This window comes from Rhodosalinus sp. K401 (genome assembly GCF_041365735.1).
In the GTDB taxonomy this organism is placed as follows: domain Bacteria; phylum Pseudomonadota; class Alphaproteobacteria; order Rhodobacterales; family Rhodobacteraceae; genus Rhodosalinus.
Genome location: NZ_JBGFSI010000010.1, coordinates 63,825 through 79,114, shown reverse-complemented (window position 1 = coordinate 79,114; position 15,290 = coordinate 63,825). Strand labels below are relative to the sequence as shown.

17 protein-coding genes are annotated in these 15,290 nt (G+C 70.9%); 5 read left to right on the top strand and 12 right to left on the bottom strand.

Features of this window, described 5'->3' with window-relative positions:
• Positions 1-91 precede the first annotated feature (91 nt).
• The 7 genes from AB6A66_RS12195 to alr form a co-directional block, all read right to left on the bottom strand.
• Positions 92-652 (bottom strand): CvpA family protein, encoded by a 561-nt coding sequence (locus AB6A66_RS12195; protein WP_371036932.1) that lies wholly within the window; start codon positions 650-652, stop codon positions 92-94.
• A gap of 29 nt (positions 653-681) precedes the next feature.
• Complete coding sequence (gene radA / locus AB6A66_RS12190) at positions 682-2,040, bottom strand: DNA repair protein RadA (protein ID WP_371056112.1); 1,359 nt, start codon at positions 2,038-2,040, stop codon at positions 682-684.
• Between the two features lie 47 nt (positions 2,041-2,087).
• Entirely contained in the window at positions 2,088-2,534 is a 447-nt protein-coding gene (locus tag AB6A66_RS12185; protein ID WP_371056111.1) for a paraquat-inducible protein A, read from the bottom strand.
• A gap of 46 nt (positions 2,535-2,580) precedes the next feature.
• Positions 2,581-2,967: a hypothetical protein gene (locus tag AB6A66_RS12180; protein WP_371056110.1), complete on the bottom strand. Its 387-nt coding sequence runs from the start codon at positions 2,965-2,967 to the stop codon at positions 2,581-2,583.
• Between the two features lie 66 nt (positions 2,968-3,033).
• Positions 3,034-3,780, bottom strand: coding sequence for an ABC transporter ATP-binding protein (locus AB6A66_RS12175; protein WP_371056109.1), 747 nt, complete (start codon positions 3,778-3,780; stop codon positions 3,034-3,036).
• Positions 3,777-4,559: an MlaE family ABC transporter permease gene (locus AB6A66_RS12170; RefSeq protein WP_371036927.1), complete on the bottom strand. Its 783-nt coding sequence runs from the start codon at positions 4,557-4,559 to the stop codon at positions 3,777-3,779. Before AB6A66_RS12170 ends, AB6A66_RS12175 begins: the two co-directional genes overlap by 4 nt.
• Positions 4,556-5,593 (bottom strand): alanine racemase, encoded by a 1,038-nt coding sequence (gene alr / locus AB6A66_RS12165; RefSeq protein WP_371056108.1) that lies wholly within the window; start codon positions 5,591-5,593, stop codon positions 4,556-4,558. Before alr ends, AB6A66_RS12170 begins: the two co-directional genes overlap by 4 nt.
• A 103-nt stretch (positions 5,594-5,696) precedes the next feature.
• On the opposite strand from alr, the gene AB6A66_RS12160 reads away from it, so the two are divergent.
• The gene (locus AB6A66_RS12160; RefSeq protein ID WP_371056107.1) at positions 5,697-6,479 is read left to right on the top strand and encodes an adenosylcobinamide-GDP ribazoletransferase; all 783 of its coding nucleotides are present in this window, start codon (positions 5,697-5,699) and stop codon (positions 6,477-6,479) included.
• Positions 6,470-6,991 carry a histidine phosphatase family protein gene (locus AB6A66_RS12155; protein ID WP_371056106.1) on the top strand — a complete coding sequence of 174 codons (522 nt, stop codon included), beginning with the start codon at positions 6,470-6,472 and terminating at the stop codon, positions 6,989-6,991. The genes AB6A66_RS12160 and AB6A66_RS12155 overlap by 10 nt, the downstream gene beginning before the upstream one ends.
• Here AB6A66_RS12155 and AB6A66_RS12150 read toward each other — a convergent pair.
• The 5 genes from AB6A66_RS12150 to AB6A66_RS12130 all read right to left on the bottom strand — a co-directional run bounded on the left by AB6A66_RS12150 (position 6,973) and on the right by AB6A66_RS12130 (position 12,330).
• Complete coding sequence (locus AB6A66_RS12150) at positions 6,973-7,770, bottom strand: DUF1194 domain-containing protein (RefSeq protein ID WP_371056105.1); 798 nt, start codon at positions 7,768-7,770, stop codon at positions 6,973-6,975. The genes AB6A66_RS12155 and AB6A66_RS12150 overlap by 19 nt on opposite strands.
• Positions 7,771-7,844: 74 nt before the next feature.
• Positions 7,845-9,338 (bottom strand): replicative DNA helicase, encoded by a 1,494-nt coding sequence (locus AB6A66_RS12145; RefSeq protein WP_371056104.1) that lies wholly within the window; start codon positions 9,336-9,338, stop codon positions 7,845-7,847.
• A 143-nt stretch (positions 9,339-9,481) separates the two neighbouring features.
• On the bottom strand, positions 9,482-10,186 hold the full coding sequence (locus AB6A66_RS12140) for an orotate phosphoribosyltransferase (RefSeq protein ID WP_371056103.1): 705 nt from the start codon (positions 10,184-10,186) through the stop codon (positions 9,482-9,484).
• A 103-nt stretch (positions 10,187-10,289) separates the two neighbouring features.
• Positions 10,290-11,327: a dihydroorotase gene (gene pyrC, locus AB6A66_RS12135; RefSeq protein ID WP_371056102.1), complete on the bottom strand. Its 1,038-nt coding sequence runs from the start codon at positions 11,325-11,327 to the stop codon at positions 10,290-10,292.
• 55 nt (positions 11,328-11,382) lie between these two features.
• Positions 11,383-12,330, bottom strand: a complete 948-nt coding sequence (locus AB6A66_RS12130; protein ID WP_371056101.1) for a phosphoadenosine phosphosulfate reductase — start codon at positions 12,328-12,330, stop codon at positions 11,383-11,385.
• 246 nt (positions 12,331-12,576) lie between these two features.
• Between AB6A66_RS12130 and AB6A66_RS12125 the strand changes: the two genes are divergently transcribed.
• The 3 genes from AB6A66_RS12125 to AB6A66_RS12115 are packed head-to-tail and all read left to right on the top strand — an operon-like array spanning position 12,577 to position 15,288.
• A complete protein-coding gene (locus AB6A66_RS12125) occupies positions 12,577-13,602 on the top strand; it encodes a hypothetical protein (RefSeq protein WP_371056100.1) in 1,026 nt (341 codons plus the stop codon).
• Positions 13,599-14,348 carry a cyclopropane-fatty-acyl-phospholipid synthase family protein gene (locus tag AB6A66_RS12120; RefSeq protein ID WP_371056099.1) on the top strand — a complete coding sequence of 250 codons (750 nt, stop codon included), beginning with the start codon at positions 13,599-13,601 and terminating at the stop codon, positions 14,346-14,348. The genes AB6A66_RS12125 and AB6A66_RS12120 overlap by 4 nt, the downstream gene beginning before the upstream one ends.
• A gap of 4 nt (positions 14,349-14,352) precedes the next feature.
• Positions 14,353-15,288, top strand: coding sequence for a phosphoadenosine phosphosulfate reductase (locus AB6A66_RS12115; RefSeq protein ID WP_371056098.1), 936 nt, complete (start codon positions 14,353-14,355; stop codon positions 15,286-15,288).
• Positions 15,289-15,290 lie beyond the last annotated feature (2 nt).

Genomic DNA, 15,290 nt, shown 5'->3' with positions numbered 1-15,290 from the left:
GGTGCGCGGGGTCGGCCCGTTTCCCCGGCAGGACCGCGGTTCGCCATGTCAGGGCGGGCCGGGCTCTCGCCCCGTCGCTCGCGGCGCGGCCTCAGGCCGGGGCGTCGCAGATCCCGACAAGTTGCTCGTACTGGCGGGTGACCCAGCCCAGCGCCTGTTCCGGATTGCGCTGCTCGATGGCGTCGGTCATCTGCGCGAAGACCCGCGCGGAGCGGCTGTCGTCGATCATCGCGATGTCCTGCGCGGCGGCCACCGTCTCGTAGACGAAATAGGCGATGGCCACGAGCAAGATGCCGCGCACCACCCCGAACAGGAAGCCCAGCCCCTGATCCAGCCCGCCGAGCGCGGAACGCTGCACCAGCGACGAGAAGACCGGCGTGAAAAGCGACACGATCACGAGCACTACGGCGAAGACGGCCGCGAAGGCCGCGATGACCGAAAGCTCGCAGCTGTCGGCGATCATGGAGCCGAGGACCGGAACCTCCTTGACCAGCGGCTGCGCCTGCGGCGCGAAGATGAAGGCGACGAACGCCGCGGCGACCCATCCCGCGATGGCCAGCGTCTCGCGGACGAAGCCGCGCGCATAGGCCAGAAGCGCAGAAAGCACGATGACGATCGCCACCGCCCCGTCGATGATCGTGAAGCCTTCCATGTCGCTGCCCGTCCTGCTCCTGCCGCGCCTCACCCGGCGCCGAACACCTCGCCCACGAAGGCCGCGAGGCCCTCCATCTGCGTGAGCTTCAGCCCGCCCGCCGCGGCGGGCGCGCCGCCCGCGGGCGCGATGGCCGCGGTGAAACCAAGTTTCCGCGCCTCTTTCAACCTGTTTTCGGTCTGTCCCACCGGGCGCAGCGCGCCGGAGAGGCTGATTTCGCCGAAAACGACCGTGTCGGCGGGCAGCGCCGCGTCCTCCCGCGCCGACAGAAGCGCCGCGGCGACCGCGAGGTCGGCGGCGGGTTCGCCGATCTTCATGCCGCCGGCCACGTTGAGATAGACGTCGAGGCCGGTGAACGGAATGCCGCAGCGTGCCTCCAGCACGGCGAGGATCATGGCGAGGCGGCCCGCATCCCAGCCCACCACGGTGCGCCGGGGCTGGGCGTGCGGCGTGGGCGCGACCAGCGCCTGCAGTTCCACCAGCAGCGGGCGGGTGCCCTCGATCCCGGCGAAGACCGCGGACCCCGGCGCGGGCTGCCCGCGCTCGGACAGGAAGAGTGCAGACGGGTTCGCGACCTCGGCAAGCCCGCCGCCCGTCATCTCGAAGACGCCGATCTCGTCGGCCGGGCCGAAGCGGTTCTTCACCGCGCGCAGGATGCGGAACTGGTGTCCGCGCTCGCCCTCGAAATAGAGCACCGTGTCGACCATGTGCTCGAGCACGCGCGGCCCGGCGATCTGGCCCTCCTTGGTGACATGCCCCACGAGGATCACCGCGATGCCGCTGCGCTTGGCCAGGGTGACGAGCTCGTGCGCCGCGGCGCGCAGCTGCGTGACCGAGCCGGGGGCGCTGTCCACGGTGTCGGACCACATGGTCTGGATCGAGTCGATCACGGCAAGGCCGGGGCGCTCGGCCTCCAGCGTTGCGAGGATGTCGGCCAGGCGCGTCTCGGTCGCGAGCCGCACCGGCGCGTCGGCCAGCCCGAGGCGCCGGGCGCGCAGCCGCACCTGCGCGCTCGCCTCCTCGCCAGAGACGTAGATGGTGGACAGCCCCTCCTGCGCGAAGCGCGCCGCGGCCTGCAACAGCAGCGTGGACTTGCCGATGCCCGGATCGCCGCCCACCAGCACCGCCGAGCCGGGCACGAGGCCGCCGCCCAGCACCCTGTCGAACTCTCCGATCCGGCTTGCGGCGCGGGGCGGCGGCGGTTCGGCATGGGACAGGTCGGTGAGCGGCAGCGCCCGGCCTCGCGGCGTGGCGCCGCCCGGCGCGGGGGCGCGCGGGCGCTCCTCCACGATGGTGTTCCACGCCCCGCAGGCCTCGCAGCGGCCGGCCCATTTCGAGGTGACGTTGCCGCAGGCGGTGCAGGTGAACGAGGCGGAGCGCTTGGCCATGGCGCTCTTCCTGCCCGAGCCCGCGCCCGGCCGCAAGCGGGGTGCGCTCACGCCGCGCGGGCCAGCGACCGCGGTGTCAGGTGCCCGATCACGATCGAGGCGAGGATGCATCCGGTGAAGAGCCAGAGGCCCCAGGCCGTCTCGATCCGGCCGACGCCGATGCCCTTGGCCACCGTGACGTAGATCGCGATCAGGAAGACATCGGCCATGGCGAGCTTGCCCAGCATCTGAAGCGCCGGAAGGGTGCGCATGTCCAGCAGCCCGAACTGCACCAGCGCGAGGCCCGCGGTCTTCAGGTAGGGGGCGAGCAGCGCGAAGAAGGTCACGAGAAGCGCGAGCGCCACGTCGCTCCCCCAAAGGCTTTGCAGCCCCGAGATCACGCTGATCTCCGACATGCCGAAGAGCGGCAGCAGCCCCGCCCGCATCAGGGGCGCGAACCACGCCACCGGGTAAAGCACCAGAAGCGCGAGATTCGCGACGCGAAGGGCGGTCATGTGCCGGGCGCGCGACGCCCCGATCCGGTGGCCCGCGTGCATCCCGCTACCGGGTCAGAAGCCAGAGGAGCAGAAGGGCCAGGACCAGAAGGCCGTGCGCCCAGTCGATCCAGCGCCAGCGCATGCCGCGGGCCAGGCCCGAGAGGCCCAGCGGCGCCGTCGCGGCAAGAAGCACCACCATGCCGCCGCCCGCCCGCGCGAGCTTGCTGGAGGCCGCGTGCACCGGCCCCGACCAGAGGCCCAGCACCGCGGGGCCGAAGAGGGCGAAGATCCCCGCGCAGGACAAAAGGCCCGCCGCCGCCGCCCAGGCGCGGCTGGGCCCCTCGGCCGCGATGGCGCGAAGCACGGCGAGCGCGAGGATCGCCGGAAGGTAGGCGAACTGCTTGAGCGCGAGAAAGCTCAGCACGGTGTAATTCGGCTCGAAGCCCGTCATGCGATGCCCGCTCGCTTTCCCCGTTGCCCGTGAAGATAGAGGCGCGCGTCCCGGCGCGCCAGCGCCTCAGCGCACCGCGGCGATCGGGCCCTCGGCGCGGCCATTGATGAACTGGTCGAGGTAGGGATCGCCCGATGCGTCCATGTCCGTGGCCGGGCCCGTCCACTGTATCACCCCGTCATGCAGCATCGCCACGTTGTCCGCGATGGCCCGGACGCTCGTCATGTCGTGGGTGATGGTCATGGCGGTGGCGCCCATCTCGGTCACGATCTCGCGGACGAGATCGTTGATGACGCCGGCCATGATCGGATCGAGACCTGTCGTGGGCTCGTCGAAGAAGATGATCTCGGGCTCGGCCGCGATGGCGCGCGCCAGTCCCACGCGCTTCTGCATCCCACCCGAAAGCTCGGCCGGGTACTTGTCGAGCACGGTCTCGCCGAGCCCGACGCGCCGCAGCTTTTCCAGTGCGATCTGGCGCGCCTCGTCGCGTGGGCGCCGGAGCGAGCCGCGCAGCAGCCGGAACGCCACGTTCTGCCACACGGGCAGCGAGTCGAAGAGCGCGCCGCCCTGGAAGAGCATCCCGAACCGCGCGAGAAAGGCGTCGCGGTCGCCTTCGCGCGTGTCCTTCCCGTCGAGCCGGATGACGCCGGCATCGGGCGCGACGAGGCCGAGGATGCACTTCAGCAGCACGGATTTTCCGGTACCCGAGCCGCCGATGATGACCATCGAGGTCCCGGTCTCCACCCTCAGGTCCACGCCGCGCAGGACGCGGTTCTCGCCGAAGGCCTTGTGGATGCCCGTAAGCTCGATCATGCGGCGAAGAAAAGCTCGGTCAGGATGTAGTTGGCGGCGAAGATCAGCACGCTCGAGGACACGACCGCCGTCTTGGTCGCCCGGCCCACGCCCTGCGCGCCCCGCGCCGATGTCATGCCGTGATAGCAGCCCATGAGCGCGACGATGAACCCGAACACCGCGCCCTTGATGAGGCCCGAGACGATGTCCCAGCGTTCGAGGAAGTCCGCGGTGTTCTCCAGGTAGACCGCGGCGTTGAACTCCAGCCGCGTGATGCCCACGAGGTAGCCGCCCAGGATCCCGATGGAATCGCCCACCGCCACCAGCACGGGCACGCAGAGCGTTGCGGCCAGGACGCGCGGCACGGCGAGATACTTCAACGGGTGGGTCGACAGCGTCACCAGCGCGTCGATCTGCTCGGTCACCTTCATGGTGCCGATCTCGGCCGCGATGGAGGATGCCACACGCGCGGCCACCATCAGCCCGCCCAGCACCGGGCCGAGTTCGCGCACGATGCCGATGGCCACGATCTGCGGCACCACCGCCTCGGCGTTGAAGCGCGAGCCGCCGGCGTAGATCTGAAGCGCGAGCGCGCCGCCGGTGAAGACGGCGGTCAGCCCGACCACGGGCAGCGACAGCCAGCCGATCTGGACGACCGCATGCAGGAATTCGCGCGCGTAGAAGGGCGGGCGGAAGAGGTGTCCCACGACCCGGCCCGCGTAGAAGGTCACCGCGCCGGCCGCGGCGAGCATGGACAGCACCGTGCGCCCGATGGCGGCGAGGGGTGCCGTGGGGCTCATGTGCGCGAATATCTCCGGACGTAGCGCGGGCCGAGCGCGGTCAGGATCTCGTATCCGATCGTTCCCGCCGCCTCTGCCAGGTCGTCCACCCCCTGATGCGCGCCCAGCACCTGGAGCTGCGACGGCGCCTCCTTCAGGTGGGTGATCTCGACCCCGATCAGGTCCATCGAGATGCGCCCGCGCACCGGGCAGGGCACGCCGTCGGCGTGAACGCTGATCTTCGGCCCCATGATGCGGTGCAGACCGTCGGCGTAGCCCGCCGAGATGGTGGCGATGCGCGCGGGCGCCTCGGCCGTCCAGCTGTTGCCGTAGCCGACCGTCTCCCCGGCCGCGATCTCGCGCGTCTGGATCACCGGCACGTCCAGCGTGACGACGTGCTGCGCATCGTCGAAGGGCGCGCCGCCGTAAAGGCCGATACCGGGGCGCGTCATCTCGAAATGGTAGTCCGGTCCCAGCAGAACACCGCCCGTCGCCGCGAGCGAGCGTGGCGCGGTAAGGCCGTCGGTCATCTCGCGGAAGGTGGCGAGTTGCGCGCGGTTCATCGGGTGGTCGGGCTCGTCCGCGCAGGCGAGATGGCTCATCACGAGGCGCGGGCCGAGTTCCAGCGCCACGTCTCGCAGGGATTGCCACTCGGCCGGCTCCATCCCGAGGCGGTTCATTCCGCTGTCGAGCTGAATGCCGAAGGGCGCGCCCGGCAGGCCCTCGACATGGCGCACCATCTGGTCGATGGAGTTCAGCATCGGCACCAGCGAGAACTCCGCCAGAAGCGCCGTGTCGCCCTCCATGTGCCCGGCGAAGACGAAGATCTCCGGCCCCTCGCCCAGGATGCGGCGGAGCGCCGCGCCCTCCTCGGCGATGGCGACGAAGAAGCTGCGGGCCCCCGCCCGCGCCAGCGCGCGGGCGACCTGCGCAAGACCGAGCCCGTAGCCGTCGGCCTTCACCACGGCGGCGGTTTCGCCCTGCGTCAGGGCGTCGAGTGCGCGCCAGTTCGCCACCAGCGCGTCGAGGTCGATCGTCAGCTTTGCCTGCGCCATGTCAGCGTGTTTGGCATGCCCGCGAGCGAGGTCAAGGCAAAAGGCCCCGTGGCCGCGCGCGGCGGTGCTTGCCCACCCCTCGAGGGGCGGCTAAAGCGTCGCAATGACGCGGGAATCCCCTTTCGGCGGCTGGCGGGACGAGCTGGCCGTGTTCGCGCTGGCGGTGCAGTTCCTGACCCGCCTTCCGGTGCCGCGCGACCTGCCGTTTTCCGACGCGCGGCTTCTGCGTGCGACGCGCTACTACCCCGCGGTGGGGCTTCTGGTGGGCGCGATCGGGGCCGCCGTCCTGCTGGCGGCGGCCGCGGCGCTGCCCTGGCCCGTCGCCGTGTTTCTGTCCATGACGGCCACCGTCCTCGCCACGGGCGGCTTTCACGAGGACGGGCTCGCCGACGCGGCCGACGGGCTGGGCGGCGGGGTCACGCCCGGGCGCGCGCTCGAGATCATGCGCGACAGCCGGCTGGGCAGCTACGGCGCGCTGGCGCTCGGGCTGACGCTTGCCCTCAAGGCGGCGGCGCTGATGGAGCTCGCCCCGGCGGAGGCCGCCTGCGCGCTGCTTCTGGGCCACGGGATCAGCCGCTACGCGCCCGTCGCGGTGGTGGCGCGGTTCGACTATGCCCGCGACGACGGCGCGAAGTTCGTCGCGCCTTCGGTGAGCGCGGCGGGCCACCGGGTGGCGCTGGCCACGGCGGCGGCCTGGGCGCTCGCGCTGGCGCTCGTGCTCGGTCCGGGTGCGGCGGCGGCGGGGCTTCTCGGGGGCGCCGTTCTCGCGGGCGGGATCGCGCGGCTCTACCTGCGCAAGCTTGGCGGCTACACCGGCGACTGTCTGGGCGCGACGCAGCAGATGGCGGAGCTCGGGCTTCTTCTCGGGGTCGTGGCATGGGCCTGACGCTGCTTCGCCACACGACGCCGGCCGTCGCGCCGGGCACCTGCTACGGGCGGACCGACCTCGCGCTGGCCGAAAGCTTCGAGGCGGAGGCAGAGGCGGTGCTGTCCGCGTTGCCCGCGATCCGCCACCTCGTCACCAGCCCGCTTTCGCGCTGCCGCCGCCTCGCGGAGCGCATCGGCGCCGCGCGCGGCCTTGATGTCGAGGTCGCGGCGCTCTGGACGGAGATGGATTTCGGCCGCTGGGAGGGGATGGCGTGGGACGCGATCCCGCGCGCCGAACTCGATGCCTGGGCGGCGGATTTCCTGCACGCGCGCCCCCATGGCGGGGAAAGCGTGGCCGAGCTGCGCAACCGGGTGGCGGCGGCGCTGGCCGCGGCGCCCGGGGACGGCACGCTCGTCGTGACCCATGCCGGGACGATCAAGGCGGCGCGGCATCTGCATGGCATCCCCGGCGCGTGGGAGGAAAGCCCGGCCTTCGGCGGGCTCGTGGCTCTTCAGGGCTCGCCCCAGTAACGCCGGTAGCGTTCCCAGATCTTCTCGCCCACGAGGCAGTCGTAGTCTGCGCGGCCTTGTGCCTGCCACAACCGCGCGGGCCCGGTCCCCGCGATCTCCAGCACCATCTTGCGGCGCACCGCGTCGGCGAACTGGTCCCAGCCCACCACGGGAATGACGAAGGCACCGGGCCCGCCGATCACGCATGCCTCGTAATAGGCGTCGAGATCGGCGATGTCCCAGACCTGAAGCCGGTCTTCCGGCGTCATCAGCGGCAACCCGTTGATCGTGATCCCGCGCGAGAGCACGGAGTCGCGCGCGGCGGGCACGGGCCGGCCCTCGTTGTTGGGGCCGTCGCCCGAGATGTCGATCACGCGCCGCAACCCGTCGAAGCCGTTCCGCTCGAAAAGCGTGGCGGAGTAGAGCAGCGCCCCCGAGATCGAGGTGCGCCGCATCGCGGGCTCGAGATGCGCGCCGATCCGGTCCGCGAAGGCGTCCGCGGCCGCCGCCCCGTCGATCAGGGCCCAGTCGACGGCGCCGCGCTGGGCGTACTGCCCGGCCCACTCGACGTAGGTGAGCGCGATCCGCCCGATCAGCCCGCCCTCGATCGCGGCGATCACCTCGGGCGAGCGCAGCGCCTCGGCATAGCCCCGGCGCTGGATTTCCAGCTCTTCGGCGGACATCGAGCGCGAGACGTCCACCGCGAGCACGAGTTCGAGGTCCACCTCCACGCCGTCGGGCTCCCACGCCGCGGCGGCTGCGGGCCAGAGGGCAAGCGCGATGAGGGCTGCGAACCGCATGGCCCATTGGCGCAAGGGGTGGCGCGTCTGTCCAGTCACATCGCCGTGCGGCCGCGCGGCCCCGCGGGCCTTGCTCAGAAATTCTCCCCGGCGGGGCGCTGCCAGGGCTTCGCGAGGTTGCTGAAGCGGGTGAAGCGGCCGTCGAAGGCGAGTTCCACCGTGCCGATGGGGCCGTGGCGCTGCTTGCCGATGACCACCTCGGCGCGGCCGTGCAGCCGTTCCATCTCTTCCTGCCAGCGGGCCATCGCCTCGAGGTCGTGGTCGCCCGGCTTCTCGCGCTCCTTGTAGTATTCCTCGCGGAAGACGAACATCACCACGTCGGCGTCCTGCTCGATCGAGCCCGATTCGCGCAGATCGGACAGCTGCGGGCGCTTGTCCTCCCGGGACTCCACCTGGCGCGAGAGCTGCGAGAGCGCGATCACCGGGATGTCGAGCTCCTTGGCGATGGCCTTGAGGCCCTGGGTGATCTCGGAAATCTCGTTCACCCGGTTCTCCGAGCGGCCGGTGCCGCGCACGAGCTGAAGATAGTCCACGATCAGAACGTCGAGCCCGTGAGTCCGCTTGAGCCTGCGCGCCCGCGCGGCGAGCTGCGCGATGGGCAGGGCCGGGGTGTCGTCGATGTAGAGCGGACAGGCCTCGAGCGCCTTGGCCGCCTCGACGAAGCGGCGGAACTCCTCCTCGGTCATGTCGCCCTTGCGAATCTGCTCGGAGGGCACCTCGGCCGCCTCCGAGAGCACCCGCGCGGCGAGCTGTTCGGCGCTCATCTCGAGGCTATAGAAGCCGACCACGCCGCCGTCGACCGCGCCCTCTGTCCCGTCCGACAGCGCACCGCGCCGGTAGGCCCTGGCGATGTTGAAGGCGATGTTGGTCGCGAGAGAGGTCTTGCCCATGGAGGGCCGGCCCGCGAGGATCAGCAGGTCCGACTTGTGCAGCCCGCCCAGCTTCGCGTCGAGATCCGCAAGCCCGGTGGACACCCCCGCCAGCCCTCCCTCGCGCTGGTAGGCGGCGTTGGCGACCTTCACCGCGTCGGTGACCGCGCTCAGGAAGGACTGGAAGCCCGACTGCGCCTGTCCCTGCTCGGCGAGGTTGTAAAGCGCCTGTTCCGCGACCACGATCTGCTCGCGCGGCTCCTCGGCCACGTCGACCCGCGCGGCGCGCGCGGCGATGTCGCGGCCAAGCGCGATGAGCTCGCGCCGCACCGCCAGGTCGTAGATGAGCTGCGCGTAGTCGCGCACCGCGAAGGCCGCGATGGCGGCGCCTGCGAGACGTGCGAGGTAGGCCGGCCCGCCCAACTCCTTCAGCCCCTCGTCGTCTTCCATGAAGGCCTTGAGCGTGACCGGCGAGGCGAGGTTGTTCTTGGCGATGCGCGCCGCAGCGAGCTCGAAGATCCGCGCGTGCACGGGTTCGTAGAAGTGCTGCGGGCCGATCAGGTTGGCCACGCGGTCGTAGACGTCGTTGTTGGTCAGGATCGCGCCCAGAAGCTGCTGCTCGGCCTCGATCGAGTGCGGCATGGTTTCCGGGGCCTCGATCTCGGCCCCGGTCGGATTGATCGCCGCGAGTTCGGTCATGACTGCCCTCTTGTTCTTGTGTCCGGCCTGTCTAGGCGAGCCGTCGTCGCGCGGGCAAATTGTATGTTTCTGTGGATTTCCTGTGAAATAAATTTCTCAACATCCTGCGTATCGGCAGGAAGTCGCAACAAGATATCGCAAGTTCAGGATGTCTTCTCGGGCGGCGGAGGGGTGCCGGCCCGTGCCGCCTGCCACGCCCGGGGGTCGGCCAGGAACGACTCGACCTCGTCGAGCGTCGCGCGATCGAAGGCGCCCTGCGCGCGCGCCTCGGCCAGAACGTCGGGCCATGTGGTGAGCTCGTGAAGCCGTACGCCGTGCCCGGCCAGCTGCGTCTCGGTCTCCGGGAAGATCCCGTAGGAGAAGATCACGGCCGTGTGCGCGCAGGATGCCCCCGTCTCGCGGATCGCGTCGATGAAGGAAAGCTTGGAGCCGCCGTCGGTGGTCAGGTCCTCGACCAGCAGAACCCGGTCGCCCTCTGCCACGACCCCCTCGATGCGGGCGTTGCGGCCATACCCCTTGGGCTTCTTGCGGACATAGGCCATGGGCAGCGCCAGCCGTTCGGCGATGAGCGCGGCGAAGGGAATGCCCGCCGTCTCGCCGCCCGCGACCACGTCGAAGGCCTCGAAGCCCGCCTCGCGCAGCACGGTCGCGGCGAGGTAGTCCATGAGCGCCGCGCGCACCCGCGGAAAGGAGATCAGCTTGCGGCAGTCGATGTAGGTGGGCGAAGGCAGGCCCGAGGCCAGGATGAAGGGCTCCTCCGCGTTGAAATGGACGGCCCGGACCTCGAGCAGCATGCGCGCCGCGAGGCGCGCGATCTCTTCGCGGGGCGGGGCGGCGGTGGGGATCATCGGCTGTTTCCTCGCATCGTTTCGGTCCGGGGGCGGCGCCTGGGCCGGGCGTGCAAGGGGCTTCGAAGCCCCTTGCCACACGTCTTGAAAGACGTGTGCGCGCTCATGCCACCCGCCAGTGCAGGTCGAAACCGGGGTCGAACACCGTCACCGGGCCGTCGGCCGTCTCGATCCTTTCCGGACAGGCGGTGGGCGCGCCCTTCTTCAGCGTTATCGTGTCCGCGTTCGGCGCGAGCCCGTAGAAGGCCGGGCCGTGCAGGGAGGCGAACCCTTCCAGCCGGTCCAGCGCCCCGTCCTCCTCGAAGACATGGGCGAGGATCGAAAGCGTGTTGGTCGCGGTGAAGATCCCGGCACAGCCGCAGGCGGTTTCCTTCGCCGCGTCGACGTGGGGCGCGCTGTCGGTGCCCAGGAAGAAGCGGGGATCGCCGGAGGTGGCCGCGGCACGCAGCGCCCGGCGATGCGCCTCGCGCTTGGCCACGGGCAGGCAGTAGTAATGGGGACGGATGCCCCCGGCGAGGATGTGGTTGCGGTTGATCACGAGGTGATGCGTGGTGATCGTGGCGCCGAGGTCGCGCGCGGCCGATGTCACGTAATCCACCGCGTCGGCGGTAGTCACGTGCTCCATGATCACCCGCAGGCCCGGCGTCGCGCGGCGGATCGGGTCGAGCACGCGGTCGATGAAGACCGCCTCGCGGTCGAAGATGTCGATGTCGGGATCGGTCACCTCGCCATGCACGCAGAGCGGCACGCCCGCCTCGGCCATGCGCTCGAGCACCCCGCGCACGCGCCCGAAATCGCGCACCCCGGAGGCGGAGTTCGTGGTGGCGCCGGCCGGGTAGAGCTTCACCGCGGTCACGAGGCCCTCGGCATGGGCGCTCACCACGTCGTCGGGATCTGTGTCCTCTGTCAGGTAGAGCGTCATCAGCGGCTCGAACGACATGCCCGCCGGCAGCGCGGCGAGGATGCGGTCCCGGTAGGCCCGCGCGTCGGCCGCGGTGACCACCGGCGGCACGAGGTTCGGCATCACGATCGCCCGGGCGAAGTGGCGCGCGGTTTCCGGCAGCACGGCGCGCAGCACCGCGCCGTCGCGCAGGTGAAGATGCCAGTCGTCGGGCCGGCGAAGCGTCAGCGTCTCGGTCATGGGTGCGGCGCTTACACAATCCCGCCGCGGCGCGCCAGAGCCCGTGGCCCGCGGCTCAGTCGGCGCCCACCTTCTCCGCCGTGGCGGCCGCCTCCAGCGCTTCGAGGCGCCGGGCGAAACGCGGCGCGTTCAGCCGCGCGGTCACGTTGGCGCAAAGCCGCCGCGCGAGGCCGTCGCGGCGGTCCTGGGTGAGCTTGGCGAGAAGTCGGCGCAGGTAGGGCAGATGCTCGCGCCGCGCGCGCAGCAATTCGTGGAAAAGGCTCGCGTCGAGCGCGCCGTCGGCGGCGGCCCGCAGCAGCGGGGTCAGAAGCCGCATCTCCATGAGATCGGTCTGCAATGCATCGCCCATGTGGCGCAACTTGAGGCGCGCGACCTGGTCCGACTGGAAAAGCGCCGCGTGCATCGCGTCGAGCCGCTCGAAGGGGTCGTAGATCAGGAACACCTCCTCGGCACCCTCGGCCATCCGGGGCGCGAAGCCGAAGCGGTCGGTGAAATCGGTCCGTCGCATCTCGACGAAGCGGTCGTCCCAGCCCGCGATCTCGGGGTCGAGCGTCGCCTGGGGCTGGACGGCGAGGATCACCGAACCGGGCGCCGCGACCGAGAAGGCCGCCGCGGCGTAACCGCATGGGCCGGCCCCGTAGACGACAACGCGCTCGAAATCGTCGAAGAATGCCTCGTCGATCAGCGTGTCGACGTAATCGTAGACGCCCTGGGACCGGAACCATGTATCGCCGTCGCTGATGATCGCGAGATGCGACCAGCCATCCGCGCGCACGAAATCCCAGCCAAGCGGCTCGTGGCGTTCGGAGAGCGCGCGGATGCCCTCGAGCGTCTCGAAGGTGACGAGAAGCGTCGCGCCATGATCGACGTAGGCGGCCAGGTGGCGCGTATCGAGCACCTGGAAATGCCCGTTCGCGCGGGTGATAGCGGCGAACTGCCTGAGCCATTCCGGCCTGTCGAGGCCGCTCAGGAGCTCGGTGTCGCGCAGGGGGGCGTCGGGCATCGGATCACTCGTTCGTCGGTCTGTCGCCGGCCTCTGGCCGAGGGGGTAGTGCCGTTTTGCGGCGAAATTGCGGGCCGATCCGCGCCGCGCCGTGACCGGCCGCGAATCGGACGGTTGCCGCAGACTGCCGCTTCCGGCACTATACGCCAAGAGGCGGGGAAGCGCCCGACAGATCGGCGCAGGCCACGCGGGTCGGCGGCGGTGCGACACGATGGCAGGCGCGAAGAGGGCGGTATACGGGCGCGGATGGCGGCACTCCCGGAAATTGCGAGCCTCTGGATCGGCGGGCGGCTCTCCTGGCTCGAGCAGCTCTGCCTGAAGTCCTTTGCCGACGCGGGCCACCACGTGACGCTTTACAGCTACGCGCCCGTCGGCAACCTGCCCCCCGGCGTCCATCCCGGCAACGCCGCCGAGATCTTTCCGGGCGAGCCGATGCTGCGCCACGCCCGGACCGGAAGCCCGGCGATCCACGCCGATCTCTGGCGCCTCCACCTCCTGCGCAACACGCGCAAGATCTGGGTGGACGCGGACATGTACTGCCACAGGCCCTTCGATTTCGAGACGCCGCACGTCTTCGGATGGGAGAAGGAGGGGCTCGTGTGCAACGCGGTGCTGGGGCTGCCGCCGGACTCGCCCACGCTCAACGGTCTGCTGGACTTCTTCCGCGACGAATACGCCATCGCGCCCTGGCTCAAGCCCTCGCAGCGGCAGGAGCTGGAGGCGGCGCGCGATGCCGGGACGCCGGTGCACATGACCGAGCAGGACTGGGGGTTCACCGGCCCGGCCGCCGTCACGTGGTTCCTGCGCGAGACCGGGGAGATCGGCCACGCCCGGCCGCAGAACGTCTTCTACCCGGTCTCCTTCAAGCACCGGAACCACATGATCCAGAGCCGGTTCGACATCCCCTCCCGCCTCGGCCCCGAGACGCGGGGGGTGCATTTCTGGGCCCGGCGCATGAAGCCGCGCCTCGAGGAGAAGGAGGGCAACCGCCCGCGCCGGGGCAGCTACATGGAGGGCCTCATCGCGAAGCACGGGATCGACCCGGGCGCGGCGCCCATCCCGCCCAAGGCGCGGCCCGCCGCCGCGCGGCGCGACGACCCCGCGTTCCGCGCCGAGATCGGGCTTGCGGCGCTGCGGGGCGAGGAAAGCGTCGGTCAACTCTGCCGCCGCCACGCGGTCGACGAGCGTTTCGTGAAGGCGTGCCGCGAGCGGATCGAGCAGGGCGCGACCGAGCTCTTTCGCGACGCGGCCGCGGGAGGGTCCGGAACATGACGCCAGACGCCCTTGCCGGCCCGGACGCGATCGCGCCCGATGCGCTCGACTACGCGATGTTCGGTCCCGACGATCACCTGAAATTCGTGCTTCAGCGATCCGAGGTGCTGTGGGACGTGAAGCGCGTCGGACGCCTCGTCAAGGCGTGGACGCACGGCGACGCCGCCCCGCTGGAGGCGGCGGTGGCCGAGAAGGGCGCGGACATCCCCGCCCGCGTCGTGGCGGACATCGGCGCGGAATACCGCGCGCTCATGGCCGCGCTCGGCGCCCCGGCGCCCCGCCGGGTCGCCGATATCGGGTGCGGCTACGGCGTCTTCGACCTTTTCGCAGCGCGCGAGTCGGGCGCGGAGGTGATCCTGATCGACATCGAGGAGAACGATCGCCGGCATTTCGGTTTCGCCGAAGAGGGCGCGGCCTACTCCGACCTGGCCCGGGCAAGGGCGTTCCTCACCCGCAACGGCGTGCCGGCGGAGCGGGTGCGCACGCTCAACCCGGAGCGGGAGGACGTGCACGCCCTTGGCGAGGTGGATCTCGCGGTGAGCCTTCTGGCCTGCGGGTTCCACTTTCCGGTCGCTGCCTACATGCGCTTTTTCGAGCGCAACGTGGCACCGGGCGGGCGCATCGTTCTCGACCTGCGCGAGGGCCGGTTCGCGCCCCAGTGCGCGGAGCTCGCCCATCTCGGCGCGCTGCGCGAGATCGACCGACGCGGCAACCGCCGCCGCGTGCTCATAGAGAAGGCCGGCTGAGCCCGTGTCCGAGGCGCTCGAGACCCCGGCGGACACCCCGGCCGCGGCACGCGCGGAGATGCGGGCGGCGCTGGCGCGGATCGGCGCGGAGCGCGGCTTCTACGAGGAGATCGGGTCGGAGCACTCGGCGCTTTTCGTGGAGGCGGGCCCGACGCTCATCGTCACCTTCGAGAACCTCGACCACGTGCGCGACAACGCCGCCGACCGGATGCCCTGGGGTTACGGCTTCGTCTCGGGCCAGGGCTGGTCGATGCTGGGCCTCATGGCGCATGGCTGGACCTGGTACCGCGACGCGGCGGTGTTCGATTTCTTCGACCGGCTCCGCGACGCGGGGTTCTTCGACCGCTTCGAGCGCGTGGTCTTCTACGGCGCATCGATGGGCGGCTACGCGGCCTGCGTCTTCTCGGCCGCAGCGCCCGGCGCCACGGTGATCGCGATCTCGCCGCAGGCCACGCTTTCGCGGGAGGTCGCAAGCTGGGAAACGCGCTATCACCGGGTCTGGCGGCGCGATTTCACCGGCCGCTACGGCTTCGCGCCGGAGATGACGGCGGCGGCGCGCCGGGTGCATCTCTTCTTCGACCCGTCGTCTCAGCTCGACGCGATGCACGCGGCGCTTTTCCAGGGCGGCAATGTCAGGAAATTCTACTGCCGGCACATGGGCCACAGGATCGCTTCGCTCTGGCTGAGGCTCGGCATCCTGAAGCCGGTCGTCCTGGACTGCGTCGAGAACCGCCTGACGCCCCTGCGGTTCTACCGCCACATGCGCGCGCGGCGGGGCAACCCGCGCTACGAAAAGGAACTGCTGCGCCGGATCGAGGCGCGCAACCGCCCCTGCCTGGTGATCCGCTACTGCGAGGCGATCCTGGCGCGCCGCCGGGCGCCGCATTTCCGCAAGGCTATGCGCGCAGCGCAGGCCGAGCTTCGCCGGCGCGGGGGGTAGCG

What these genes read in the sequence shown, in the direction of transcription:
- AB6A66_RS12195 (WP_371036932.1), bottom strand. Translation starts at nt 652, where the DNA reads ATGGAAGGCTTCACGATCATCGACGGGGCGGTGGCGATCGTCATCGTG.
- radA (WP_371056112.1), bottom strand. Translation starts at nt 2,040, where the DNA reads ATGGCCAAGCGCTCCGCCTCGTTCACCTGCACCGCCTGCGGCAACGTC.
- AB6A66_RS12185 (WP_371056111.1), bottom strand. Translation starts at nt 2,534, where the DNA reads ATGACCGCCCTTCGCGTCGCGAATCTCGCGCTTCTGGTGCTTTACCCG.
- AB6A66_RS12180 (WP_371056110.1), bottom strand. Translation starts at nt 2,967, where the DNA reads ATGACGGGCTTCGAGCCGAATTACACCGTGCTGAGCTTTCTCGCGCTC.
- AB6A66_RS12175 (WP_371056109.1), bottom strand. Translation starts at nt 3,780, where the DNA reads ATGATCGAGCTTACGGGCATCCACAAGGCCTTCGGCGAGAACCGCGTC.
- AB6A66_RS12170 (WP_371036927.1), bottom strand. Translation starts at nt 4,559, where the DNA reads ATGAGCCCCACGGCACCCCTCGCCGCCATCGGGCGCACGGTGCTGTCC.
- alr (WP_371056108.1), bottom strand. Translation starts at nt 5,593, where the DNA reads ATGGCGCAGGCAAAGCTGACGATCGACCTCGACGCGCTGGTGGCGAAC.
- AB6A66_RS12160 (WP_371056107.1), top strand. Translation starts at nt 5,697, where the DNA reads ATGACGCGGGAATCCCCTTTCGGCGGCTGGCGGGACGAGCTGGCCGTG.
- AB6A66_RS12155 (WP_371056106.1), top strand. Translation starts at nt 6,470, where the DNA reads ATGGGCCTGACGCTGCTTCGCCACACGACGCCGGCCGTCGCGCCGGGC.
- AB6A66_RS12150 (WP_371056105.1), bottom strand. Translation starts at nt 7,770, where the DNA reads ATGCGGTTCGCAGCCCTCATCGCGCTTGCCCTCTGGCCCGCAGCCGCC.
- AB6A66_RS12145 (WP_371056104.1), bottom strand. Translation starts at nt 9,338, where the DNA reads ATGACCGAACTCGCGGCGATCAATCCGACCGGGGCCGAGATCGAGGCC.
- AB6A66_RS12140 (WP_371056103.1), bottom strand. Translation starts at nt 10,186, where the DNA reads ATGATCCCCACCGCCGCCCCGCCCCGCGAAGAGATCGCGCGCCTCGCG.
- pyrC (WP_371056102.1), bottom strand. Translation starts at nt 11,327, where the DNA reads ATGACCGAGACGCTGACGCTTCGCCGGCCCGACGACTGGCATCTTCAC.
- AB6A66_RS12130 (WP_371056101.1), bottom strand. Translation starts at nt 12,330, where the DNA reads ATGCCCGACGCCCCCCTGCGCGACACCGAGCTCCTGAGCGGCCTCGAC.
- AB6A66_RS12125 (WP_371056100.1), top strand. Translation starts at nt 12,577, where the DNA reads ATGGCGGCACTCCCGGAAATTGCGAGCCTCTGGATCGGCGGGCGGCTC.
- AB6A66_RS12120 (WP_371056099.1), top strand. Translation starts at nt 13,599, where the DNA reads ATGACGCCAGACGCCCTTGCCGGCCCGGACGCGATCGCGCCCGATGCG.